Origin of the sequence: Enterobacter sp. ENT03, assembly GCF_019218745.1 — a bacterium.
GTDB lineage: Bacteria > Pseudomonadota > Gammaproteobacteria > Enterobacterales > Enterobacteriaceae > Enterobacter_D.
On the sequence record NZ_JAHUXA010000005.1, the window covers coordinates 94,304 to 116,485 of the forward strand.

At 52.5% G+C, this 22,182-nt stretch carries 24 protein-coding genes and 2 tRNA genes; 5 read left to right on the forward strand and 21 right to left on the reverse strand.

From position 1 onward, the window contains the following. Positions 1-3 precede the first annotated feature (3 nt). From nusA to KW828_RS09660, 3 genes are all read right to left on the reverse strand, one after another. Positions 4-1,491, reverse strand: coding sequence for a transcription termination factor NusA (gene nusA / locus KW828_RS09650; protein WP_129363586.1), 1,488 nt, complete (start codon positions 1,489-1,491; stop codon positions 4-6). Between the two features lie 28 nt (positions 1,492-1,519). Continuing rightward, positions 1,520-1,972, reverse strand: coding sequence for a ribosome maturation factor RimP (gene rimP / locus KW828_RS09655; RefSeq protein ID WP_140419630.1), 453 nt, complete (start codon positions 1,970-1,972; stop codon positions 1,520-1,522). A gap of 209 nt (positions 1,973-2,181) precedes the next feature. Then, a tRNA-Met gene (locus tag KW828_RS09660) sits at positions 2,182-2,258 on the reverse strand. 454 nt (positions 2,259-2,712) lie between these two features. Here KW828_RS09660 and argG point away from each other — a divergent pair. Next, positions 2,713-4,059 carry an argininosuccinate synthase gene (gene argG / locus KW828_RS09665; RefSeq protein WP_218336169.1) on the forward strand — a complete coding sequence of 449 codons (1,347 nt, stop codon included), beginning with the start codon at positions 2,713-2,715 and terminating at the stop codon, positions 4,057-4,059. A gap of 116 nt (positions 4,060-4,175) precedes the next feature. On the opposite strand, the gene KW828_RS09670 is transcribed toward argG, so the two are convergent. From KW828_RS09670 to rlmE, 6 genes are all read right to left on the reverse strand, one after another. Continuing rightward, positions 4,176-4,262: transfer RNA gene (locus KW828_RS09670), tRNA-Leu, on the reverse strand. A gap of 13 nt (positions 4,263-4,275) precedes the next feature. Next, positions 4,276-4,608: a preprotein translocase subunit SecG gene (secG, locus tag KW828_RS09675; RefSeq protein ID WP_072569590.1), complete on the reverse strand. Its 333-nt coding sequence runs from the start codon at positions 4,606-4,608 to the stop codon at positions 4,276-4,278. Positions 4,609-4,836: 228 nt separating this feature from the next. Beyond that, complete coding sequence (gene glmM, locus KW828_RS09680; RefSeq protein ID WP_218336170.1) at positions 4,837-6,174, reverse strand: phosphoglucosamine mutase; 1,338 nt, start codon at positions 6,172-6,174, stop codon at positions 4,837-4,839. Further along, a complete protein-coding gene (folP, locus tag KW828_RS09685; RefSeq protein ID WP_218336171.1) occupies positions 6,167-7,015 on the reverse strand; it encodes a dihydropteroate synthase in 849 nt (282 codons plus the stop codon). Before folP ends, glmM begins: the two co-directional genes overlap by 8 nt. A 99-nt stretch (positions 7,016-7,114) precedes the next feature. Beyond that, a complete protein-coding gene (gene ftsH, locus KW828_RS09690) occupies positions 7,115-9,049 on the reverse strand; it encodes an ATP-dependent zinc metalloprotease FtsH (RefSeq protein WP_218336172.1) in 1,935 nt (644 codons plus the stop codon). Between the two features lie 99 nt (positions 9,050-9,148). Next, a complete protein-coding gene (rlmE, locus tag KW828_RS09695; protein ID WP_072569586.1) occupies positions 9,149-9,778 on the reverse strand; it encodes a 23S rRNA (uridine(2552)-2'-O)-methyltransferase RlmE in 630 nt (209 codons plus the stop codon). A gap of 123 nt (positions 9,779-9,901) precedes the next feature. On the opposite strand from rlmE, the gene yhbY reads away from it, so the two are divergent. Next, entirely contained in the window at positions 9,902-10,195 is a 294-nt protein-coding gene (gene yhbY / locus KW828_RS09700; RefSeq protein WP_218336173.1) for a ribosome assembly RNA-binding protein YhbY, read from the forward strand. A gap of 154 nt (positions 10,196-10,349) precedes the next feature. Here yhbY and greA read toward each other — a convergent pair whose 3' ends face one another. After that, entirely contained in the window at positions 10,350-10,826 is a 477-nt protein-coding gene (greA, locus tag KW828_RS09705) for a transcription elongation factor GreA (protein WP_218336174.1), read from the reverse strand. A 247-nt stretch (positions 10,827-11,073) separates the two neighbouring features. Here greA and dacB point away from each other — a divergent pair, with 247 nt between their 5' ends. Beyond that, entirely contained in the window at positions 11,074-12,507 is a 1,434-nt protein-coding gene (gene dacB / locus KW828_RS09710; protein WP_218336175.1) for a serine-type D-Ala-D-Ala carboxypeptidase, read from the forward strand. Positions 12,508-12,567: 60 nt separating this feature from the next. Here the strand turns inward: dacB and cgtA are convergent, their stop codons facing one another. The 4 genes from cgtA to rplU form a co-directional block, all read right to left on the reverse strand. After that, the gene (gene cgtA / locus KW828_RS09715; protein WP_218336176.1) at positions 12,568-13,731 is read right to left on the reverse strand and encodes an Obg family GTPase CgtA; all 1,164 of its coding nucleotides are present in this window, start codon (positions 13,729-13,731) and stop codon (positions 12,568-12,570) included. Between the two features lie 15 nt (positions 13,732-13,746). Next, on the reverse strand, positions 13,747-14,712 hold the full coding sequence (locus tag KW828_RS09720; protein WP_218336177.1) for a DMT family transporter: 966 nt from the start codon (positions 14,710-14,712) through the stop codon (positions 13,747-13,749). A 96-nt stretch (positions 14,713-14,808) separates the two neighbouring features. Continuing rightward, entirely contained in the window at positions 14,809-15,066 is a 258-nt protein-coding gene (gene rpmA / locus KW828_RS09725) for a 50S ribosomal protein L27 (protein ID WP_017457338.1), read from the reverse strand. Between the two features lie 20 nt (positions 15,067-15,086). Beyond that, positions 15,087-15,398: a 50S ribosomal protein L21 gene (gene rplU / locus KW828_RS09730; protein ID WP_072569580.1), complete on the reverse strand. Its 312-nt coding sequence runs from the start codon at positions 15,396-15,398 to the stop codon at positions 15,087-15,089. 257 nt (positions 15,399-15,655) lie between these two features. Between rplU and ispB the strand changes: the two genes are divergently transcribed. Next, positions 15,656-16,627: an octaprenyl diphosphate synthase gene (ispB, locus tag KW828_RS09735; RefSeq protein WP_218336178.1), complete on the forward strand. Its 972-nt coding sequence runs from the start codon at positions 15,656-15,658 to the stop codon at positions 16,625-16,627. Between the two features lie 229 nt (positions 16,628-16,856). Beyond that, positions 16,857-17,129, forward strand: coding sequence for a DNA-binding transcriptional regulator SfsB (gene sfsB / locus KW828_RS09740; protein ID WP_218336179.1), 273 nt, complete (start codon positions 16,857-16,859; stop codon positions 17,127-17,129). A gap of 75 nt (positions 17,130-17,204) precedes the next feature. Here sfsB and murA read toward each other — a convergent pair whose 3' ends face one another. From murA to mlaF, 7 genes are all read right to left on the reverse strand, one after another. Continuing rightward, positions 17,205-18,464, reverse strand: a complete 1,260-nt coding sequence (gene murA / locus KW828_RS09745) for a UDP-N-acetylglucosamine 1-carboxyvinyltransferase (protein ID WP_218336180.1) — start codon at positions 18,462-18,464, stop codon at positions 17,205-17,207. 53 nt (positions 18,465-18,517) lie between these two features. After that, on the reverse strand, positions 18,518-18,772 hold the full coding sequence (ibaG, locus tag KW828_RS09750; RefSeq protein WP_072569576.1) for a BolA family iron metabolism protein IbaG: 255 nt from the start codon (positions 18,770-18,772) through the stop codon (positions 18,518-18,520). Positions 18,773-18,898: 126 nt separating this feature from the next. Beyond that, the gene (gene mlaB, locus KW828_RS09755; protein ID WP_129363609.1) at positions 18,899-19,192 is read right to left on the reverse strand and encodes a lipid asymmetry maintenance protein MlaB; all 294 of its coding nucleotides are present in this window, start codon (positions 19,190-19,192) and stop codon (positions 18,899-18,901) included. Further along, positions 19,192-19,827, reverse strand: coding sequence for a phospholipid-binding protein MlaC (gene mlaC, locus KW828_RS09760; protein ID WP_218336181.1), 636 nt, complete (start codon positions 19,825-19,827; stop codon positions 19,192-19,194). The genes mlaB and mlaC overlap by 1 nt, the downstream gene beginning before the upstream one ends. Positions 19,828-19,840: 13 nt before the next feature. After that, entirely contained in the window at positions 19,841-20,395 is a 555-nt protein-coding gene (gene mlaD, locus KW828_RS09765; protein WP_218336182.1) for an outer membrane lipid asymmetry maintenance protein MlaD, read from the reverse strand. A 3-nt stretch (positions 20,396-20,398) separates the two neighbouring features. Beyond that, on the reverse strand, positions 20,399-21,181 hold the full coding sequence (gene mlaE, locus KW828_RS09770) for a lipid asymmetry maintenance ABC transporter permease subunit MlaE (protein WP_218336183.1): 783 nt from the start codon (positions 21,179-21,181) through the stop codon (positions 20,399-20,401). A 7-nt stretch (positions 21,182-21,188) separates the two neighbouring features. Next, on the reverse strand, positions 21,189-22,001 hold the full coding sequence (gene mlaF, locus KW828_RS09775; protein ID WP_218336184.1) for a phospholipid ABC transporter ATP-binding protein MlaF: 813 nt from the start codon (positions 21,999-22,001) through the stop codon (positions 21,189-21,191). Positions 22,002-22,182: the final 181 nt, after the last annotated feature.

The following is a 22,182-nucleotide window of genomic DNA, read 5'->3' on the forward strand; positions in this document are numbered from 1 at the left end:
TTATTACGCTTCGTCACCGAACCAGCAGATATTACGTGCGGCCATAATCAGCTCACCCGCTTTCTCGTCGGTCAGACCTTCAATATCACTCAGGTCGTCGATGCCCTGGTCGGCGAGATCTTCCAGCGTACAAACACCACGAGCAGCCAGTTTAAACGCCATTTCGCGATCCAACCCTTCGAGGCTCAGCAGGTCATCAGCCGGTTTATTATTACCGAGGCTTTCTTCCTGTGCCAGGGCCAGGGTGGTCAGTGCGTTCTTAGCGCGATCGCGCAAGGCTTCAACGGTCGCTTCATCAAGACCGTCAATTTCCAGCAGCTCTTTCATCGGCACATAGGCCAGTTCCTCCAGCGTCGAGAAACCTTCCTCTACCAGTAACGTGGCGAAATCTTCGTCGATGTCGAGATACTTAGTAAAGGTGTCGATCGCTGCATGGGCTTCCGCCTGATGCTTAGACTGAAGATCATCAACGGTCATCACGTTGAGTTCCCAGCCGCTCAGTTGAGAAGCAAGACGCACGTTCTGACCATTACGGCCAATCGCCTGCGCCAGGTTACCCGCTTCTACCGCGATATCCATGGTGTGCTTATCTTCGTCCACCACGATGGAGGCGACATCAGCCGGTGCCATCGCGTTGATAACGAACTGCGCCGGGTTATCATCCCACAGAACAATATCGATACGCTCACCGCCCAGTTCGGTTGAAACCGCCTGAACACGTGCACCACGCATACCTACGCAAGCACCCACCGGATCGATACGCTTATCATTGGTTTTCACGGCGATTTTCGCGCGAGAACCTGGATCGCGAGCAGCGGCTTTGATTTCAATGACTTCTTCGCCAATTTCTGGCACTTCAATGCGGAACAGTTCAATCAGCATTTCCGGTTTGGAACGCGTCACGAACAGCTGCGCACCACGCGCTTCCGGACGCACGGCGTAAAGCACGCCACGAATACGGTCGCCTGGACGGAAGTTCTCACGCGGCAGCATATCTTCACGCAGGATCACAGCTTCAGCATTGCTGCCCAGATCCAGAGAGATGTTGTCGCGGTTCACCTTTTTCACCACGCCGGTGATGATCTCACCTTCATGCTCGCGGAACTGATCCACAACCATGGCGCGCTCAGCTTCACGTACTTTCTGTACGATAACTTGTTTTGCCGTCTGTGTAGTAATGCGGTCAAAGGTGACAGATTCAATCTGATCTTCAACGTAGTCACCCACATTCAGGCTTTCATCTTCGTAACGCGCAGCTTCCAGCGTGATTTCACGGGTCGGCTGAGTGACTTCTTCTACGATAACCCAGCGACGGAAGGTGTCGAAGTCGCCGCTTTTGCGATCGATTTCTACGCGAACATCGATCTCTTGCTCGTATTTTTTCTTGGTTGCTGTCGCCAGAGCACTTTCCAGCGCTTCAAAAATTTTCTCACGCGGCAACGATTTTTCGTTGGAAACTGCTTCAACAACAGCCAAAATTTCTTTGTTCATTGGGGGCCTTTCACCTCAATCCAGACTGTTAAAAGTGGGGGACCAGGTTCGCTTTCTGGATATTACTTAAAGCGAACACTTCATCTTTACCGTCGACCGTAACGGTGATCATTTCACCGTCAACTCCCTTAATTACACCCTGCCACTTGCGACGGTTTTGCACCGCCATACGCAGTACCAGCGTGGCTTCTTCGCCGACATAACGTGCATAGTGTTCGGCGGTGAATAAAGGGCGATCGAGACCCGGTGAGGAGACTTCCAGGTTGTAAGCAACAGTGATGGGATCTTCTACATCCATTACCGCGCTCACCTGGTGGCTGACATCAGCACAATCATCAACATTGATGCCATTATCACTATCAATATAGATGCGCAGCGTAGATGTGCGACCGCGTACAAATTCGATGCCGACCAGTTCATAGCCCAGAGCCTCAACCGGCGCAGTGATCATCTCTGTTAATTTTTGCTCTAATGTGGACAAACCCACCCCCAAGACATAAAAAAAGGGCGCTAAGCCCAGTTATTCTGTAGTCAGATAACAAAAAACCCCGATAAATCGGGGCTTTAGATAACTGAACCCTATAGCCGCAACTGCGGCCTGGAAACCTTCCAGGAGTATTTTTTTCAAATCCAAAAGAGGAAGGCTCAAACGTCTTCACAGTATATTTGAAAAAGAACACTAAGGGAAAGTGGTTGCGGGGGCCGGATTTGAACCGACGACCTTCGGGTTATGAGCCCGACGAGCTACCAGGCTGCTCCACCCCGCGCCTGAAACGTGGCAAATACTACGCCGATCATGCATTAAATGCAAGTTAAGACAGGTGTAAACACCGGGAACTTCTGATAAGGCGAGCATTATAATCAATTGATTTTGTTCATTGCAAGGAAAACCATACGCCTTTCGCGGAAAACGCAGAGTAACCTCAAAATGCAGGTAACACGCACGGTTTTGCATAGTCGCTGACCTCATCCAATCCGGGCAGTCTGGTGAAGGTTCGGTCCCGGAAAGCCCGCAGGACGCGTTTATGCGCGATTTTTTTAACGATTACGTCACTCTTTGCTTTCGATCAGCCTCAAAAGATGTTTAAATGAAAACTCACTAATTTTGCATAAAAATGCATTAATGATGAGAAGCTAAGCGGTGATCATCTTCCGGTGACAAACATCATGGCGTGGCTGTTAAGTCTCTCACCATCAGTATATTAAGCAGGGATTTATTTTATGACGACGATTCTCAAGCATCTTCCGGTTGGACAACGTATTGGTATTGCATTCTCCGGTGGTCTCGACACCAGCGCGGCCCTGCTGTGGATGCGCCAAAAAGGCGCGGTTCCTTACGCCTACACGGCAAATCTGGGCCAACCAGATGAGGATGACTATGAGGCTATTCCTCGCCGTGCGAAGGAGTATGGTGCAGAGAACGCACGCCTAATCGACTGCAGAAAGCAGCTGGTCGCGGAAGGTATCGCCGCAATCCAGTGTGGTGCATTTCATAACACTACCGGCGGGCTGACCTATTTCAATACCACGCCGCTGGGCCGTGCTGTAACCGGCACGATGCTGGTTGCCGCCATGAAAGAAGATGGCGTGAACATCTGGGGCGATGGCAGCACCTATAAAGGCAACGACATTGAGCGCTTTTATCGTTACGGTCTGCTGACGAACGCTGAGCTGAAAATCTACAAACCGTGGCTTGATACCGACTTTATTGATGAGTTGGGCGGCCGTCAGGAAATGTCTGAATTTATGATTGCCTGCGGTTTTGAATACAAAATGTCCGTCGAAAAAGCCTACTCCACTGACTCTAATATGCTGGGTGCGACGCACGAAGCGAAGGATCTCGAATTCCTTAACTCCAGCGTAAAAATCGTTAACCCCATCATGGGCGTTAAATTCTGGGATGAGAACGTTAAGATCCCTGCGGAAGAGGTGACCATCCGTTTTGAACAAGGTCACCCTGTTGCTCTGAATGGCCAGACTTTCAGTGATGATGTCGAACTGATGCTGGAAGCAAACCGCATCGGCGGTCGTCACGGTCTGGGCATGAGCGATCAGATTGAAAACCGTATCATCGAAGCGAAAAGCCGCGGTATTTACGAAGCCCCTGGCATGGCGCTGCTGCACATCGCCTATGAGCGTTTGCTGACCGGCATTCATAATGAAGACACTATTGAGCAGTACCATGCTCACGGCCGTCAACTGGGCCGCTTGCTGTATCAGGGCCGCTGGTTTGACTCTCAGGCGCTGATGCTGCGTGACGCGCTGCAGCGCTGGGTGGCAAGCGCTATTACCGGTGAAGTGACGCTGGAACTGCGTCGCGGTAATGACTACTCGATCCTGAATACCGTATCGGACAATCTGACTTACAAAGCAGAACGTCTGACCATGGAAAAAGGCGATTCAGTCTTCTCACCGGACGATCGTATCGGGCAGTTGACCATGCGTAATCTGGATATCGCAGATACTCGCGAGAAGCTGTTTGGCTATGCTCAGTCGGGTCTGCTGACAGCATCCGCCGCAACGGGTCTGCCGCAGATGGACAGTCTGGAACATAACGAGAAGAAATAATCGTCGCGGTAAAAATAAAGGGCGCTTAAAGCGCCCTTTTTTATTTGCCATTCATCCGCAATGGTAAATTACAGACGAAAAAAAAGACATCTTTCGATGTCTTTCTTTCGGAATATTGGTACTGAGGATGGGACTCGAACCCACAAGCCCGTTAGGGCACTACCACCTCAAGGTAGCGTGTCTACCAATTCCACCACCTCAGCACTGATACTGCTATTACTGCGGAATATCGCTGGTCGGCTTAGCCGGAGCAGCTGGCTGAGTTTGCTCAGATTTCGCTGGCGCGCTCAGATTTTCCCACTCGCTTCCTTTGCTGGTTTTATTGCTGTTAATGTTACCCAACACCAAGCTGATGATGAAGAACAGGGTACCTAATACAGCTGTCATGCGGGTCATGAAGTTACCAGAACCACTTGAACCGAACAGCGTAGCAGATGAGCCTGCGCCAAAGGAGGCTCCCATATCAGCGCCTTTACCTTGTTGCAGCATAATCAGACCAACAAGGCCAATTGCCACAATAAGGAAAACTACCAAAAGAGCTTCGTACATAATCAACCTGTTCCTTGCGGGGCTGCCGCGTAACATTAGCTTCTGACCATAAAAGCGGGACGTTATTTCGTTTCCCACTGAAGCGGGTGTGAATACTAACCAAAGCGCATGACCGGCGCAAGGGCAATTTCAACGCATTGTATCAAGTGAAGAAAAAAACAGCAAAAAAGCCAAATCTACGCATTTTAAAGGCGGCAAACGCCGCCTTTTTAAGCGCTTAACCCTGCATTAGACGGCTTTCACCGCGTCTGCAATACGGTTCGCGAATTCGGTTACCTGCGCCTCGTCTTCGCCTTCCACCATCACGCGGATCAACGGCTCGGTACCGGATTTACGCAGCAACACGCGGCCACGATTGCCCAGCGCTGTTTCCACTTGTGCGGTGACCGCTTTCACGGTTTCATCTTCCAGCGGATCACCTTTGCCGGCAGTAAAGCGCACGTTGATGAGGATTTGCGGGAACAGCTTCATGCCGCTGCACAGATCGTGCAGGGTCATATGGTTACGTACCATTGCCGCAACAACCTGCAGGCCAGCCACGATACCGTCGCCGGTGGTGGTTTTGTCCAGCAGCAGAATATGGCCGGAGTTTTCCGCGCCAATGCGCCAGCCTTTTTCCTGCAGTTTTTCCAGCACGTAGCGGTCGCCTACTTTTGCGCGCGCAAACGGGATCCCGAGCTGTTTCAGCGCCAGCTCCAGTCCCATATTGCTCATCAGCGTACCGACCGCGCCACCGCGAAGTTGCCCCTGACGCAGGCCTTCACGGGCGATGATATAGAGTATCTGATCGCCATCCACCTTATTACCTTCGTGATCCACCATGATCACGCGGTCACCGTCGCCATCAAAAGCAATACCGATGTCGGCTTTTTCTGCCACTACGCTGGCCTGCAGCGTGCGAACGTCCGTGGCACCCACTTCTTCGTTGATGTTAACGCCGTTAGGCTCGCAGCCAATGGTAATGACATTTGCGCCCAACTCACGGAACACGTTTGGCGCGATGTGGTAGGTGGCACCGTGTGCGCAATCCACCACAATTTTCAGCCCCTTAAGGCTGAGTTCGTTCGGGAAGGTGCCTTTGCAGAATTCGATGTAACGCCCGGCAGCATCCACGATACGGCTGGCTTTACCCAGCAGCGCGGAATCCACACAGGTGATCTCTTTTTCCAGCTCGGCTTCAATCGCCTCTTCCACGTCATCCGGCAGCTTGGTGCCATCAATGGAGAAAAATTTAATGCCGTTATCGTAGAACGGGTTATGGGAAGCGGAAATGACAATCCCCGCTTCTGCGCGGAAGGTACGCGTCAGGTAAGCAACCGCTGGGGTCGGCATAGGTCCGGTGAAAGATGCAGAAATGCCCGCCGCTGACAGTCCGGCTTCCAGCGCCGATTCCAGCATATAGCCGGAAATACGCGTGTCTTTGCCGATAATGATTTTACGTGAGCCATGGCGCGCCAGGACTTTACCGGCGGCCCAGCCGAGTTTAAGAACAAAATCCGGCGTGATGGGTGCATCACCTACACGACCACGAATACCATCTGTTCCAAAATATTTACGTTCACTCATAGCGTTTATTTCCCTTCGCTGACAGTGTGGCTTCGACCACTCGCATAGCCTCTACCGTTTCTTTTACGTCATGGACACGAATAATATGCGCGCCCTGCATTGCCGCGATCACCGCACACGCCAGGCTGCCGCTGAGGCGTTCAGATGGCCCCACATTCAGTAACTGGCCAATCATCGATTTTCGCGACATTCCCACCAGCAACGGTAGCTCAAACTGATGGAACTCAGATAAGCGGGCAAGCAACTCATAGTTGTGGGAGAGATTTTTACCGAAACCGAATCCCGGGTCGAGCAACAATTTCTCTTTTGCGATCCCTGCCTGCTCACACCGAGCAATATTGTCGATAAAAAAGCGCATTACGTCAGTAATAATATCATCGTATTTTGGCGCGTCCTGCATGGTTTTAGGATCGCCCTGCATATGCATAAGACAGACCGGCAGCCCGGTCTCTGCCGCCGCCTCCAGCGCCCCCGGTTCCGTCAGAGAACGGATATCATTGATGAGGTGCGCTCCGACGCGGGCGATTTCGCGGATCACTTCCGGCTTTGAGGTATCCACCGAGATCCACACTTCGAAACGCTGAGCGAGCGCTTCAACCACCGGAACAACACGGGACAACTCTTCATCCACACTCACCTCCCGTGCTCCAGGACGTGTCGATTCACCGCCAACGTCAATAATGGTCGCCCCAGCATTAATCATCAGGTTAGCGTGTTTTACCGCCTCGATCAGCGTGTTATGCGCGCCACCATCAGAAAAGGAATCCGGCGTAACGTTAAGAATACCCATAACATGTGGATGCGACAGGTCGAGCACGGACCCCTGAGCAAAGCGTTTCATAAGTCATCCCTTGTATAACGAGGTGAACAAAATAATAAAAAACCCCGGAGCAAGCTCCAGGGTTTGAAGTGATACAGACACAGCATCAGTGCGAAAAACTTATTTGTCGCCCAGCTGCTCTGACATGGTATTGCCCGGATTCGGCGTACGCGGTTCGTCGACCGGACGCGGTGCACGCGGGGTGCCATTATCGTCAGAGTTATTGGAGGCGCCTGGATCTTCCCAACCCGCCGGCGGACGCACATCGCGACGTGCCATCAGGTCATCGATCTGCGGTGCGTCGATGGTCTCATATTTCATGAGCGCGTCTTTCATCGCATGCAGAATATCCAGGTTCGCATTCAGGATCTCACGGGCGCGATTGTAGTTACGTTCAATCAGCGCTTTGACTTCCTGGTCGATGATACGGGCCGTTTCATCAGACATATGCTTCGCTTTCGCAACAGAACGGCCAAGGAATACTTCCCCTTCTTCCTCTGCGTACAGCAGCGGACCGAGTTTGTCGGAGAAGCCCCACTGGGTAACCATGTTGCGCGCCAGGTTAGTCGCGACTTTAATGTCGTTCGACGCACCGGTAGAAACATGCTCTACGCCGTAGATAATCTCTTCTGCCAGACGACCGCCGTACAGCGTTGAAATCTGGCTTTCCAGTTTCTGACGGCTGGCGCTGATCGCGTCGCCTTCAGGCAGGAAGAAGGTCACACCCAGCGCACGACCACGCGGAATGATGGTCACTTTATGCACCGGGTCGTGTTCCGGCACCAGACGACCAATGATCGCGTGGCCTGCTTCGTGATACGCCGTGGACTCTTTTTGCGCTTCCGTCATCACCATGGAGCGACGTTCCGCACCCATCATGATTTTGTCTTTCGCTTTTTCGAATTCCACCATCGACACGACGCGCTTGTTACCACGGGCAGCAAACAGCGCTGCTTCGTTCACCAGGTTCGCCAGATCTGCACCGGAGAAGCCAGGTGTGCCGCGGGCAATGATTGCCGCGTCAATATCCGGCGACAGCGGTACGCGACGCATATGCACTTTCAGGATCTGCTCACGGCCACGCACATCCGGCAGACCGACCACAACCTGACGGTCGAAACGGCCTGGACGCAGCAGCGCCGGGTCAAGTACGTCTGGACGGTTAGTCGCAGCGATAACGATGATACCTTCGTTACCTTCGAAGCCATCCATCTCAACCAGCATCTGGTTCAGGGTCTGCTCACGTTCATCGTGACCACCACCCAGACCTGCGCCACGCTGACGGCCTACGGCGTCAATTTCATCGATAAAGATGATACATGGAGCGGCTTTTTTAGCCTGTTCGAACATGTCACGCACACGAGATGCACCGACACCAACGAACATTTCCACGAAGTCTGAACCTGAAATGGTAAAGAATGGCACTTTCGCTTCACCGGCTATGGCTTTCGCCAGCAGCGTTTTACCGGTACCCGGCGGCCCTACCATCAGCACGCCTTTTGGAATTTTACCGCCCAGCTTCTGGAAACGGCTCGGCTCACGCAGGTATTCAACCAGTTCCGCCACTTCATCTTTTGCTTCGTCACAACCTGCGACATCAGCAAAGGTGGTTTTGATCTGATCTTCGGTGAGCATACGCGCCTTACTCTTGCCGAACGACATGGCACCTTTGCCACCGCCGCCCTGCATCTGACGCATAAAGAATATCCAGACCCCAATCAGCAACAGCATCGGGAACCAGGAAATAAAGATTGAAGCCAGCAGGCTAGGTTCTTCCGGCGGCTCGCCAACCACTTTGACATTTTTCGTCAGCAGGTTATCAAGCAGTTTCGGGTCGTTTACCGGGATGTAAGTCGTGTAACGGTTACTATCTTTCTTGGTAACGTTGATCTCACGTCCGTTGATACGCGCTTCGCGAACCTGGTCCTGATTGACCTCTTGCAGGAAGGTAGAGTAATCAACCTTACGGCCATTAGACTCGCTGGGCCCAAAGCTCTGGAATACTGACATCAGCACGACGGCAATGACCAGCCAGAGTATTAGGTTTTTCGCCATGTCACTCAAGGGATTAACCTCATATTACAACTGTGTTAAAAACAGCGTCAGGATACGCCATATCCAGCTTCATTCAAACGATTGTCTGAAATCAACGGGTTATGATTTTCGCCCGGTCGCTACAATGTACACTTCACGTGAACGCGCACGAGAAGAGTCCGGCTTACGAACTTTCACCTTCGTAAACAGGGAGCGAATTTCCCTTAGATACTCATCGAAGCCTTCGCCCTGAAACACCTTCACTACAAAACTGCCGCCAGGGGCCAATACGTCACGACACATTTGCAATGCCAGCTCCACCAGATACATGGCGCGGGGAATATCCACCGCGGGTGTTCCGCTCATGTTCGGTGCCATGTCTGACATTACGACCTGGACTTTACTGTCGCCTACCCTATCGAGTAACGCTTTCACGACTAATTCATCACGAAAGTCACCCTGAAGGAAGTCCACACCAACGATAGGATCCATAGGTAAAAGATCACAGGCGATGATACGGCCTTTGCCACCAATCTGTGTTACCACATACTGTGACCAGCCGCCAGGTGCTGCGCCCAGGTCGACAACCGTCATTCCCGGCTTAAAGAGTTTGTCACTTTGCTGTATTTCATCAAGTTTAAACCAGGCACGGGAACGTAACCCCTTTTTCTGTGCCGCTTGAACATATTTATCGCTAAAGTGTTCCTGAAGCCAGCGACTTGAGCTGGCAGAACGCTTTTTACCTGTCATTTAACATTCCATCTGGGTTCATCGTGAGCCGATGGTGTAAATTTCCACACGGCAATTTGGCGATATAAGGGAGATGGCGGTAGAATGAACCGTTTTCAATCCCAACGTAAGCAAAAATATACGATGAATCTGAGTACTAAACAAAAACAGCACCTGAAAGGTCTGGCACATCCGCTCAAGCCGGTAGTACAGCTTGGCAACAATGGTCTGACCGAAGGGGTACTGGCCGAGATTGAACATGCGTTACAACACCATGAGCTTATCAAGGTTAAAATCGCGACTGAAGACCGCGACACTAAAACGTTGATCGTGGAAGCCATTGTTCGTGAAACCGGCGCCTGTAATGTACAGGTCATCGGTAAAACGCTGGTTCTGTATCGCCCAACAGCAGACCGTAAAATCGCGCTGCCACGTTAAGAATATCCTCAGTTAAACACAAAATTTGTGTAAAACGAGGGGTTTTCTAAAAGCAGACGAGCAAAATGCCACGCTCTGAGTGTTGATAAAAGGCCGCTTCGCGGCCTTTTTCTTTTCTTTACAATGCGTCAACATATTACACATTGTAACCTAATCAAAGATAATCCACTTTGATGATTTCGAATTCGACTTCGCCGCCCGGCGTTTTGATGACGACCACATCGTCCTGCTCTTTGCCTACCAGGCCACGAGCGATAGGCGAATTCACAGAAATCAGATTCTGCTTAAAATCAGCTTCGTCATCGCCAACGATACGATAGGTCTGCTCTTCGTCGTTATCGAGATTCAGTACGGTCACCGTACAGCCAAAAATCACACGTCCATTATTTGGGATTTTGGCAATATCAATCACCTGTGCGTTGGACAGTTTTGCTTCAATATCTGCAATACGTCCTTCACAGAAGCCCTGCTGTTCGCGGGCAGCATGGTATTCAGCGTTTTCTTTGAGATCGCCGTGCTCACGGGCATCGGCAATGGCTGCGATAATTTCAGGACGGCGCACGGATTTGAGAAAATCCAGTTCTTCGCGCAGTTTTTCGGCACCACGTAAGGTCATCGGAATAGCTTGCATTTGTTATACCTCTTGAACATTCCTGTAGGGAGCGGTGACCCGCCCCGGCAGCTAAGCCCGCCCGTTTTTCATCGGGTTCCCGGACCAGAAGCAAAAGAAAACTGACCCGGAGTCGAAGCTCCAGGTCAGAAGCAATTTTTCAATTTGATACGCATTTTACCGCGAAGTTCACTATGGGTCATCGTTTACTTTCAAGGGCGATGCACCGTAGTATGACGGCCTGTTTCCAGGTTGTTAGCGCGAGATTATGCGATTTTCCAGATTTGTCATCGGATTGACCACCAGTATAGCGATGAATGTTCAGGCGGCGAATGTCGACGAGTACATCAATCAGTTACCTGCCGGCGCGAACCTCGCCCTGATGGTGCAGAAGATTGGCGCTCAGGCACCGGATATTGAATATCACAGCCAGCAAATGGCCCTTCCCGCCAGTACGCAGAAGGTGATCACTGCGCTCGCCGCCCTGCTGCAACTTGGCCCGGATTACCGCTTCACCACCACTCTTGAAAGCAAAGCGCCGATTGAAAACGGAGTGCTAAAAGGCGACCTGACGGCACGTTTCGGCGGCGATCCAACGTTAAAACGTCAGGATATTCGCAATATGGTTGCGGTACTGAAGAAAGCGGGCGTGCGTGAAATCGCGGGTAATGTGCTGGTTGATACCTCGATTTTTGCCAGTCATGACAAAGCGCCCGGCTGGCCGTGGAATGACATGACGCAGTGCTTCAGCGCGCCACCCGCAGCGGCGATTGTCGACCGTAACTGTTTCTCGGTATCGCTCTATAGCGCCCCGAAAGCCAATGACCTGGCGTTTATCCGTGTCGCCTCCTATTATCCGGTGAACATGTTCAGCCAGGTGCGTACACTGGCCCGTGGTAGCGCAGAGGGCCAGTACTGCGAGCTGGACGTGGTTCCGGGTGACTTAAACCGTTTCACGCTGACAGGCTGTATGACGCAGCGTGCAGACCCTCTGCCACTGGCGTTCGCCATTCAGGATGGCGCAAGCTATGCCGGTGCCATTATTAAAGACGAACTGAAACAGGCAGGGATCACCTATTCAGGTACCCTGCTACGTCAGACGCAGGTCAATGAGCCGGGAACGGTGATCGCCAGTAAGCAGTCGGCCCCTTTGCACGATCTGCTGAAAATCATGCTGAAGAAATCCGACAATATGATCGCCGATACCGTGTTTCGTACCATCGGCCACGCGCGTTTCGGCGTGCCGGGGACGTGGCGCGCGGGCTCTGATGCAGTACGGCAGATCCTGCGCCAGCAGGCGGGCGTTGATTTAGGTAACAGCATTGTGGTGGATGGTTCAGGCTTGTCGCGTCATAACCTGATTTCTCCGGCCACCATGATGCAGGTGTTGCAATATATTGCCCAGCACGATACCGAGCTTAACTTTATCTCCATGCTGCCACTGGCCGGCTACGATGGCTCGTTGCAATACCGCGCGGGTCTGCATCAGGCGGGCGTGGACGGCAAAGTGTCGGCGAAGACGGGCTCCCTGCAGGGCGTGTATAACCTGGCTGGGTTTATTACGACCGCCAGCGGTCAGCGTATGGCGTTTGTGCAGTATCTTTCCGGCTATGCCGTTGAACCTGCCGACCAGCGTAACCGCCGCATCCCGCTGGTGCGTTTTGAAAGCCGTCTGTACAAAGATATTTACCAGAACAATTAAACAAAAAGCCCGGTCGCATTACGCGTACCGGGCTTTTGACTGTCAGACGGTTAGTCTGTCTTAACGCTTGTAGATAAACTCAACGCCTTCGTCGTCTTCTTCATCCCAGTCTTCGTCGTCTTCTTCAGCTTCTACTTCTTCCAGCTGCTGGCGATGATAATCATCCCACATGAATTCGACTTTCTCTGGCTGCTTCTCTTCTTCAGCGTGAACGATTGGGTTCTCGATGATGAAGGTCATCACATCCCAGCACAGGTCTTTAACGCCCTGCTGGCTTGCGGCAGAGATCAGGTAATACTTGTCATCCCAGCCCAGGGCTTCGGCGATAGCTTTCGCTTTCTCTTCTCCCTGCGCTTTGTCCATCAGGTCGATTTTGTTAAACACCAGCCAGCGCGGCTTACCTGCCAGATTTTCGCTGTATTTTTCCAGCTCGCCAGTGATGATGCGCGCATTTTCCGCCGGATCGGAACCATCAATCGGATCGATGTCGATGAGGTGAAGCAGTACGCGGCAACGCTCAAGATGTTTCAGGAAGCGAATACCCAGACCCGCACCTTCCGCAGCACCCTCGATAAGGCCAGGGATGTCTGCCACCACAAAGCTTTTCTCGTTATCCATACGCACCACGCCGAGGCTTGGTACCAGGGTGGTAAACGGATAATCCGCCACTTTCGGCTTGGCCGCAGACACAGCACGGATAAAGGTGGATTTACCGGCGTTTGGCATACCCAGCATACCCACGTCAGCCAGCAGCATCAGCTCCAGCTGAATGTCACGCTTCTCGCCCGGCGTCCCCATCGTCTTCTGACGTGGCGTACGGTTGACGGACGATTTAAAACGGGTGTTACCCAGGCCGTGCCAGCCACCTTTCGCGACCATCAGACGCTGACCGTGTTTGGTCATGTCGCCCATGGTTTCGCCGGTACCCTGATCGATAACACGTGTACCGATCGGCACCTTAACGCAGGTATCTTTGCCGCGCTTACCGGTACAGTCACGGCTTTGACCATTCTGACCACGCTCAGCGCGGAAGGATTTTTCAAAGCGGTAATCGATAAGGGTATTCAGGTTTTCATCCGCTTCCAGCCAGACGTCACCACCGTCACCACCGTCGCCGCCATCAGGGCCGCCACGGGGGATATATTTTTCACGGCGGAAGCTTACACAACCGTTACCGCCATCACCTGCCACGACCAGGATCGTCGCTTCATCAACAAACTTCATTTTACTCTCCGTTACTCATTCGCCTGAGCGGGGTAAAGTGACAACCACTTCACGCTTGCGCAGACGTCCCCACAGGCGATGGCCTATGGCGGAATACATCGCGCCCGCAACCACGACAAACGCACCGAGATAACCTAAAAGGTTTAACATCGGTCTGGCGAAGAAATCGGGCCAGGCCTGTGATAATAAATCTGAAAACAACAACGTAAACAGCGGAGTAAGCGTGATTAACGCGCTCACCTGCGCCGCCTGCCAGCGCGCCATGGCTTCCGCCAGCGCACCATAGCCGACCAGCGTATTCAGCCCACAAAATATCAGGCACGCCATTTGCCATTGGCTGAGTTCGGCGATCACCGCCGGTTTGGCCAGCGGCAACAACGCTATTGTACATAAAGTGTACAGCAAAAAGAGGATCTGCTGTGAGGCCAGACGACGCAATAATACTTTTTGTGCGACGCCATAGCTTACCCAGACCGTTGCTGCTCCCACGCCGAAGATCACACCCCAGGTGTAATCCGTCAAACGAGTGAAGATCTCCACCAGACTGGTGTTGAAAAACATCACCAGTCCGCAAAGCAGCATTATTGCCCCAATGATCTGTGTGCCGCGCATTTTCTCCTTAAGGATAAACACGCTGGCCACCATCATGCCCACCGGTGAGAGTTGTCCAATCACTTGTGAAGCCGTAGGGGTCAAATATTGTAGAGAAGAGCTGAAGAGAATGAAATTCCCGAATAAGCCCCCGGTGGCAATAGCAAGCAATACCAGCCAGCGGCGTTGACGGAAAATGCGCATCGGTGGCAGTTTGCCTTTGATGGCCAGAATCGAACCCAGACCAATAGCTGCCATTAAAAAGCGATAGAACACGATGGTTGGCGGTTCCATCACTTCCAGCACCTGCTTCATTGCGATTGGCAATGCACCCCAGCACATGGCTGTCGTCAGCGCCAAAAGAATACCAATGCCTGCCTGCTGCTTCATTGCCCGTTTTCCCTACAAGAGATTTTCCGGACGTCGAATGTAAAAAGCCCCGCAACGTGTTGCGGGGCTTTCATCCGTTACCGGGACGCGAAAAACTTATTCAGCAACGATGCTGATGAACTTACGGTTTTTCGGGCCTTTAACTTCGAACTTAACTTTACCGTCAGTCAAAGCGAACAGAGTGTGGTCACGGCCACAACCAACGTTGCTGCCAGCGTGGAATTTAGTACCACGTTGACGAACGATGATGCTACCTGCCAGTACTGCTTCTCCGCCAAAGCGTTTTACGCCCAGACGTTTAGCTTCTGAATCGCGACCGTTACGAGTTGAGCCGCCAGCCTTTTTGTGTGCCATTTAAATCTGCTCCCCTAGTCTTAAGCGCTGATGCCAGTGATTTTAACATCAGTGAACCACTGACGATGGCCTTGCTGCTTACGGTAGTGTTTACGACGACGAAACTTAACAATCTTAATTTTCTCGCCACGACCGTGAGCAACGATTTCAGCTTTGATAACGCCGCCATCAACGAAAGGAACGCCGATTTTGACTTCTTCACCGTTTGCGATCATCAGAACTTCAGCGAACTCGATAGTTTCGCCAGTTGCGATGTCCAGCTTTTCCAGGCGAATGGTCTGACCTTCGCTTACTCGGTGTTGTTTACCACCACTTTGGAAAACCGCGTACATAAAAAACTCCGCTTCCGCGCACCTTTTGTGTGATTCAGAGTGCGCTATAAATATTCACAATAGGGCGCGAATATTACGCAAAACGCGAAGCTTTGACAAGTGTGATCATCAATCCTCGAAGAAAAAAAACACAACGTGTACGGTAACGTTTATCTGGCGCGTTTTTTCAGTACAATCGACGATACTATTCTAACCCGTAACCCTTCGTTATCCCATTTTGATATGTGGTAAACAGGACTTTAAGCCCGGCATTAGCGATGAATTTAGAAAAAATCAATGAGTTAACCGCGCAAGATATGGCGGGTGTGAATGCGGCGATCCTTCAGCAGCTCAACTCCGATGTTCAGTTGATTAACCAGTTGGGTTATTACATCGTCAGTGGCGGCGGTAAACGCATCCGTCCGATGATCGCAGTTCTTGCCGCACGGGCTATCGGCTATGACGGAAATGCGCACGTCACCCTTGCGGCATTAATCGAATTTATCCATACCGCCACGCTGCTGCACGATGACGTGGTTGATGAATCTGATATGCGTCGTGGCAAAGCCACGGCTAACGCGGCTTTTGGCAATGCCGCCAGTGTACTGGTGGGCGATTTTATTTATACCCGCTCCTTCCAGATGATGACCAGTCTCGGCTCACTGAAAGTGCTGGAGGTGATGTCAGAGGCGGTAAACGTCATTGCTGAAGGCGAAGTCCTGCAGCTGATGAACGTTAACGACCCGAACATTACTGAAGAAAACTACATGCGGGTGATTTACAGTAAAACCGCCCGTCTGTTTGAAGCCGCGGCGCAGTGCTCGGGCATTCTCGCCGACTGTACTGCGGCGCAGGAAAAAGGCCTGCAGGACTATGGCCGCTATCTGGGCACCGCTTTCCAGCTTATTGACGATCTGCTCGACTACAGCGCCGACGGGGAAACCTTAGGCAAAAACGTTGGCGACGACCTCAATGAAGGCAAACCCACGCTGCCGCTGCTGCATGCGATGCGTAACGGTACGCCGCAACAAGCGCAGATGATCCGCGAGGCGATTGAACAGGGTAACGGACGGCATCTTTTAGAACCCGTTCTGGAAGCCATGGCCGACTGTGGTTCACTTGAGTGGACACGTCAGCGAGCCGAAGAAGAAGCCGACAAGGCAATCTTTGCTCTTCAGGTACTCCCTGACTCCCCGTGGCGCGATGCACTTATTGGCCTCGCTCATATCGCCGTGCAGCGCGACCGCTAATTCCCCGGTAATATCTTTCCGCGTACTGCGCGGAAAGATTCTAATAAGTTCTCATAATACTCAAGCCCGCTCCCAATAAACCTCGCCAGACAAGCCTTTCGATCTTAATAAATTCTGAATTCGACTTTCGTTTACATGAACTTTTTAGAACAACACGCCGTAAGGAGTATAGTGAGTTGCTGCGGCGCATCAGGAAAAGCCGCGCACAATTCAACCGCAGGGAGGAGTGATGGAAAGTAAATTTATCGACTGGCATCCTGCCGATATTATTGCCGGATTGCGCAAGAAAGGGACGTCACTGGCGGCAGAGTCACGTCGCAACGGACTAAGTTCATCAACGCTGGCGAATGCACTGTCGCGCTCATGGCCAAAGGGAGAATGGATAATTGCAAAAGCGCTGGGTACCGATCCCTGGATCATCTGGCCGTCGCGTTACCACGACCCGGTCACCCATGAGTTTATCGATCGTACCAGCATGATGCGCCAGCAGAAGCGCAACTAACCGCTGCTGACGTCATCGAGACTGCAACAACCCCTTGTCGCTACCACCGAACAGGGGGTTGCATTATTCTCAGGCTTATTCGCCTTTTACGCGCTCAATATTGGCACCCAGCGCACGCAGTTTATCTTCGATACACTCATAACCGCGGTCAATGTGATAAATACGATCGACAATGGTGGTGCCTTCAGCGATACAACCTGCCAGCACCAGGCTCGCGGATGCACGCAGATCGGTTGCCATAACCTGTGCGCCAGACAGAGTTTCCACGCCATGGCAGATTGCGGTATTGCTTTCGATCTCCGCGCGCGCGCCCATACGGATCAGCTCAGGAATGTGCATGAAGCGATTTTCAAAGATCGTTTCGATGATCACGCCTGTCCCTTCCGCTACCAGATTCAGCAGCGTGAACTGTGCCTGCATGTCTGTCGGGAACGCCGGGTGCGGTGCAGTACGCACGTTAACCGCTTTCGGGCGTTTGCCGTGCATGTCCAGACTGATCCAGTCTTCGCCCACTTCAATATCGGCGCCCGCTTCACGCAGTTTTGCCAGTACTGCATCCAGCGTATCCGGCTGCGCTTTATGACAGACGATTTTACCGCCGGAAATGGCTGCCGCCACCAGGAAGGTACCGGTTTCGATACGGTCAGGCAGTACGCTGTAAACCCCGCCGCCCAGACGCTCAACACCTTCGATGGTGATCTTGTCGGTGCCCATGCCGGTGATTTTCGCGCCCAGCGTATTGAGGAAGTTCGCCGTATCGACGATCTCCGGTTCACGCGCGGCGTTTTCGATAATGGTGGTGCCTTCTGCCAGCGTGGCAGCAGACATGATGGTAACCGTCGCGCCAACGCTGACTTTGTCCATCACGATATGCGCGCCTTTCAGGCGGCCATCCACAGAAGCTTTAACGTACCCTTCTTCCAGTTTGATCTGCGCGCCCAGTTGCTCAAGGCCGCTGATATGCAGGTCAACCGGACGCGCGCCAATCGCGCAGCCGCCCGGCAGGGAAACCTGACCCTGACCGAAACGTGCCACCAGCGGGCCAAGCGCCCAGATGGAGGCACGCATGGTTTTCACCAGATCGTACGGTGCGCAGAAGATATTGACGTCACGGGCATCGATCCATACGGAGCCGTTACGATCCACTTTCATCCCGAGCTGGCTGAGCAGCTTCATGGTGGTATCAATATCTTTCAGTTTAGGAACGTTACGGATTTCGACAGGCTCTTCAGCCAGCAATGCGGCGAAGAGAATTGGCAGGGCGGCGTTTTTCGCGCCGGAAATTGTCACTTCGCCCTGAAGCCGCGTAGGCCCCTGTACACGAAACTTATCCATTCATCTGTTCTCTGTTAAGAATTCACAAATACTGACGGTGCGTTACCGGCAGCTCAAAAACCGTTGAGTTTACGATCGCGCGCCCATTCGGCAGGCGTATACGCTTTGATCGAGACGGCGTGGATGCGGTTATCCGCAATGTATTCCATCAGCGGGCCATAAACAGCTTGCTGCTTCTTGACCCGGCTCATGCCGTCGAAAATTTCACCCACAGCAATAACCTGAAAGTGACTGCCATCGCCAGTGACGTGGGCTTCCTGGAGAGAGAGTGCATTGATCAACACGCTCTGAATTTCATGATTTTCCATGGGATCTACTATTGTCCGAGAATGAAAACAGTCCAACATCTTAGAGGAAAGTGGCGCTGTCTTAAATAAGCAAAAAGCCTCGCTAAAAAATCTCGCGAGGCTACGGGTAGTAACGTACTGAAAATATTAGTGAGGCAGGGCGTCGGCAGGCAAATTATAAAGTTGCGCTAATGTCAGGACGTTATCGCTGACGCCTTCCAGTTTCACCGCCCTGCCCTGTTTTTTGACAAGGGCGATGAAGTGCACCAGCAAGGCGACGCCGGCGGTATCCACACGCGTAAGCGCGGTGAGATCGATAACGCTTACGCCTTGCAGCACTTCGGCTCGCGCATCCCAGAGCGGGTTAAGCACGTCCTGATCAAGCTCGCCCTGCAAAGCAAGGCGCTCACCGTCACGTGTCCAGCTGAGATGCTGCGCCATTATTTATTCTCTTGCAGGGTGATTTTCTGACGAGAAATCGACTGCAGCTGCGCGGTCAGGCCATCAATACCTTTGGTACGCAGCAGATCGCTCCACTCGTTCTGTTTGGTAGTGATCATGCTGACGCCTTCTGCGATCATGTCATACGCCTGCCAGTTACCGGACTGGCTGTTTTTACGCCACTGGAAGTCCAGACGCACCGGCGGACGACCATTTGGATCCACGATGGTGACGCGGATCGGCACGATCGTCGCATCGCCCAGCGGTTTTTCCGGGGCAATCTGATAACTCTGGCCGTGATACATCGCCAGCGCCTGACCATAAGCCTGCTTCAGATACTCACGGAACGCCGCAAAGTAGGCTTCACGTTGCGCGGGCGTGGCTTCTTTGTAGTAGCGTCCCAGCACCAGCGCACCAGCATATTTCACCTGCACATAAGGCAGCAGCTCCTGATCAACGATCTGACGCAGGTAATCCGGATTGGAACGGATTTGCGGCTGTTCGTTCTTGAGGCGATCAAAAGTCTTTTTTGCCGCTTCCTGCATCAGGTTGTAAGGATTGCTCTGATCCGCAGCATTTGCGGCAGTCAGCGGGGCAATCACCAGCATTGCTACCATTAAAAGTCGTTTAAACATGCGTTAATTCTCCTCAATGAATCGTCGGTTCAGCAGGCGTCGTTGCATCAGTATTAGCGGCATCCGGCGCGGGCGCCTCCTCAGATGGCTTATTATCGCTTCCTTTGCTGTTGTAAAGGAATTGTCCGATCAGATCCTCAAGGACCATGGCGGATTTGGTATCCTCGATCGTACTGCCTTCTTTAAGCATAGAAGACCCCAGCTCCGGGTCGTCAAAACCGACGTTTAAGGCCAGATATTGCTCCCCCAGCAGGCCAGACGTACGGATCGCCAGCGAGCTGGTGTCCGGGATCTGGTTATAACGCTCTTCAATATCCAGCGAAACGCGAGGCAGATAGGTTTTCTGATCGAGGGTAATATCCGCGACCCGCCCGACCACGACGCCGCCAATGCGCACCGGCGAGTTGGTTTTTAATCCGCCGATATTATCGAAAGTGGCATAAATACGGTATGTCGGTTCGGTTCGCAACGAGGTGACATCCGCCGCTTTCAGACACACAAATAGCGCCGCCAGCATAGCGATCAATAAAAACACGCCAACCCAAATTTCACTTTTTTTCGTTTGCATCACTCAATTCCCAAACATCAGTGCGGTGAGCACAAAATCGAGGCCGAGAACGGTCAACGATGAGTGCACAACGGTACGTGTAGTTGCCCGGCTAATCCCTGCTGAAGTCGGAATTGCATCATAACCATTGAACAATGCAATCCATGTTACCGAGACGGCGAACACCACACTTTTAATCAGACAGTTCACCAGATCCAGACGCAGATCGACGGCATTTTGCATTGCTGACCAGAAGAAGCCCGCGTCAATGCCTTTCCAGTTCACGCCCACCAGCGAGCCACCCCAGATGCCGACCGCAACGAAAATCAACGTCAGCAACGGCAGTGAGATCACCCCGGCCCAGAAGCGAGGTGAAATCACCCGACGCAGCGGATCGACGGCCATCATTTCCATACTGGAAAGCTGCTCGGTGGCGCGCATCAGCCCGATTTCAGCGGTCAGCGCTGAACCTGCCCTGCCGGCAAACAGCAGCGCGGCGACTACCGGTCCAAGCTCACGCAACAGCGAAAGCGATACCAGCATACCGAGACTGGTTTCCGCGCTGTAGGTGGTGAGCACCAGATAGCCCTGTAATCCCAGCACCATGCCGATAAAAAAGCCGGACACGATGATGATCAGCATCGACAGCACGCCCACATTATAAAGCTGGCGAACCAGCAGCGGCGCGTGCTTGCGAAACTCGGGTTTACCGACCAGCGCATTGAATAACATCAACCCGGCACGCCCGAAGGTGGCAAGCGTACTGATGCCACGCTGTCCAAGAGAGGCCAGTGAATTTAACAGCATGAGTGGCTTAACTCCCTGTTCCTAATAAATCATGAAGATAATCGCCAGCAGGATAACGAAACGGTACCGGACCATCCGCAATGCCATCAAGGAACTGACGCACCCGGGGATCGGCATTTTCCTGCAATCCTTGCGCGCTGCCATGGGCAACAATTTTTTTGTCTGCCACGATGTAGGCGTAATCCGCGATACTCAGCACTTCAGGTACGTCATGCGAGACGACAATACAGGTGACGCCCAGGGTGCTGTTCAGCTCTGAAATAAGCTTCACCAGCACGCCCATGGTAATGGGATCCTGGCCGACAAAAGGTTCATCGAACATGATCAAATCGGGTTCCAGCGCGATCGCTCGCGCCAGCGCCGCGCGTCGCGCCATGCCGCCCGACAGTTCAGACGGCATCAGTTTTGCCGCGCCGCGAAGCCCGACGGCTTCAAGTTTCATCATGACCGTGCTTTTCAGCAGTGGCGCCGGCAACGGCGTATGTTCACGCAACGGGTAGGCGACATTATCAAAAACGGTCATGTCGGTGAACAACGCGCCAGACTGAAACAGCATGCTCATTCTTTTGCGCACGGTGTAGAGCCTTGTGCGGGACATCTCCGGCACGTTTTCGCCATCAAAGAGGATCTCACCGGCGTCCGGTGGGATCTGACCGCCAATGAGTCTAAGTAGCGTTGTCTTACCGATCCCTGACGGCCCCATGATCGCGGTGATCTTTCCGCGCGGGACCGTCAGCGAAATATTGTCGAAGATGCTCCGGCTGCCACGGGAGAAGCTGACGCCACGGACATCGACTAAATTCGCCACAGTCTGGCTCATTTACTTATCCTTTTAGCCTTGTTAGGGGTAAGCATTTCGCGCTATCGCACCCTGAACCCAACATTTTTACAGAATATTACTCGCTGTGGTTAGCGAATGCTGGCATTTGTTTTACTTTTAAGCCGCATAAAGTCAAAATTAAGAAATCATTGGTTTTACGATCCCAATCCTGCCTGACGAT

Bases quoted from the DNA above. Each gene is read 5' to 3' on its own strand.
- nusA (WP_129363586.1), bottom strand. From the start codon at position 1,491: ATGAACAAAGAAATTTTGGCTGTTGTTGAAGCAGTTTCCAACGAAAAA.
- argG (WP_218336169.1), top strand. From the start codon at position 2,713: ATGACGACGATTCTCAAGCATCTTCCGGTTGGACAACGTATTGGTATT.
- secG (WP_072569590.1), bottom strand. From the start codon at position 4,608: ATGTACGAAGCTCTTTTGGTAGTTTTCCTTATTGTGGCAATTGGCCTT.
- glmM (WP_218336170.1), bottom strand. From the start codon at position 6,174: ATGAGTGAACGTAAATATTTTGGAACAGATGGTATTCGTGGTCGTGTA.
- folP (WP_218336171.1), bottom strand. From the start codon at position 7,015: ATGAAACGCTTTGCTCAGGGGTCCGTGCTCGACCTGTCGCATCCACAT.
- ftsH (WP_218336172.1), bottom strand. From the start codon at position 9,049: ATGGCGAAAAACCTAATACTCTGGCTGGTCATTGCCGTCGTGCTGATG.
- rlmE (WP_072569586.1), bottom strand. From the start codon at position 9,778: ATGACAGGTAAAAAGCGTTCTGCCAGCTCAAGTCGCTGGCTTCAGGAA.
- yhbY (WP_218336173.1), top strand. From the start codon at position 9,902: ATGAATCTGAGTACTAAACAAAAACAGCACCTGAAAGGTCTGGCACAT.
- greA (WP_218336174.1), bottom strand. From the start codon at position 10,826: ATGCAAGCTATTCCGATGACCTTACGTGGTGCCGAAAAACTGCGCGAA.
- dacB (WP_218336175.1), top strand. From the start codon at position 11,074: ATGCGATTTTCCAGATTTGTCATCGGATTGACCACCAGTATAGCGATG.
- cgtA (WP_218336176.1), bottom strand. From the start codon at position 13,731: ATGAAGTTTGTTGATGAAGCGACGATCCTGGTCGTGGCAGGTGATGGC.
- KW828_RS09720 (WP_218336177.1), bottom strand. From the start codon at position 14,712: ATGAAGCAGCAGGCAGGCATTGGTATTCTTTTGGCGCTGACGACAGCC.
- rpmA (WP_017457338.1), bottom strand. From the start codon at position 15,066: ATGGCACACAAAAAGGCTGGCGGCTCAACTCGTAACGGTCGCGATTCA.
- rplU (WP_072569580.1), bottom strand. From the start codon at position 15,398: ATGTACGCGGTTTTCCAAAGTGGTGGTAAACAACACCGAGTAAGCGAA.
- ispB (WP_218336178.1), top strand. From the start codon at position 15,656: ATGAATTTAGAAAAAATCAATGAGTTAACCGCGCAAGATATGGCGGGT.
- sfsB (WP_218336179.1), top strand. From the start codon at position 16,857: ATGGAAAGTAAATTTATCGACTGGCATCCTGCCGATATTATTGCCGGA.
- murA (WP_218336180.1), bottom strand. From the start codon at position 18,464: ATGGATAAGTTTCGTGTACAGGGGCCTACGCGGCTTCAGGGCGAAGTG.
- ibaG (WP_072569576.1), bottom strand. From the start codon at position 18,772: ATGGAAAATCATGAAATTCAGAGCGTGTTGATCAATGCACTCTCTCTC.
- mlaB (WP_129363609.1), bottom strand. From the start codon at position 19,192: ATGGCGCAGCATCTCAGCTGGACACGTGACGGTGAGCGCCTTGCTTTG.
- mlaC (WP_218336181.1), bottom strand. From the start codon at position 19,827: ATGTTTAAACGACTTTTAATGGTAGCAATGCTGGTGATTGCCCCGCTG.
- mlaD (WP_218336182.1), bottom strand. From the start codon at position 20,395: ATGCAAACGAAAAAAAGTGAAATTTGGGTTGGCGTGTTTTTATTGATC.
- mlaE (WP_218336183.1), bottom strand. From the start codon at position 21,181: ATGCTGTTAAATTCACTGGCCTCTCTTGGACAGCGTGGCATCAGTACG.
- mlaF (WP_218336184.1), bottom strand. From the start codon at position 22,001: ATGAGCCAGACTGTGGCGAATTTAGTCGATGTCCGTGGCGTCAGCTTC.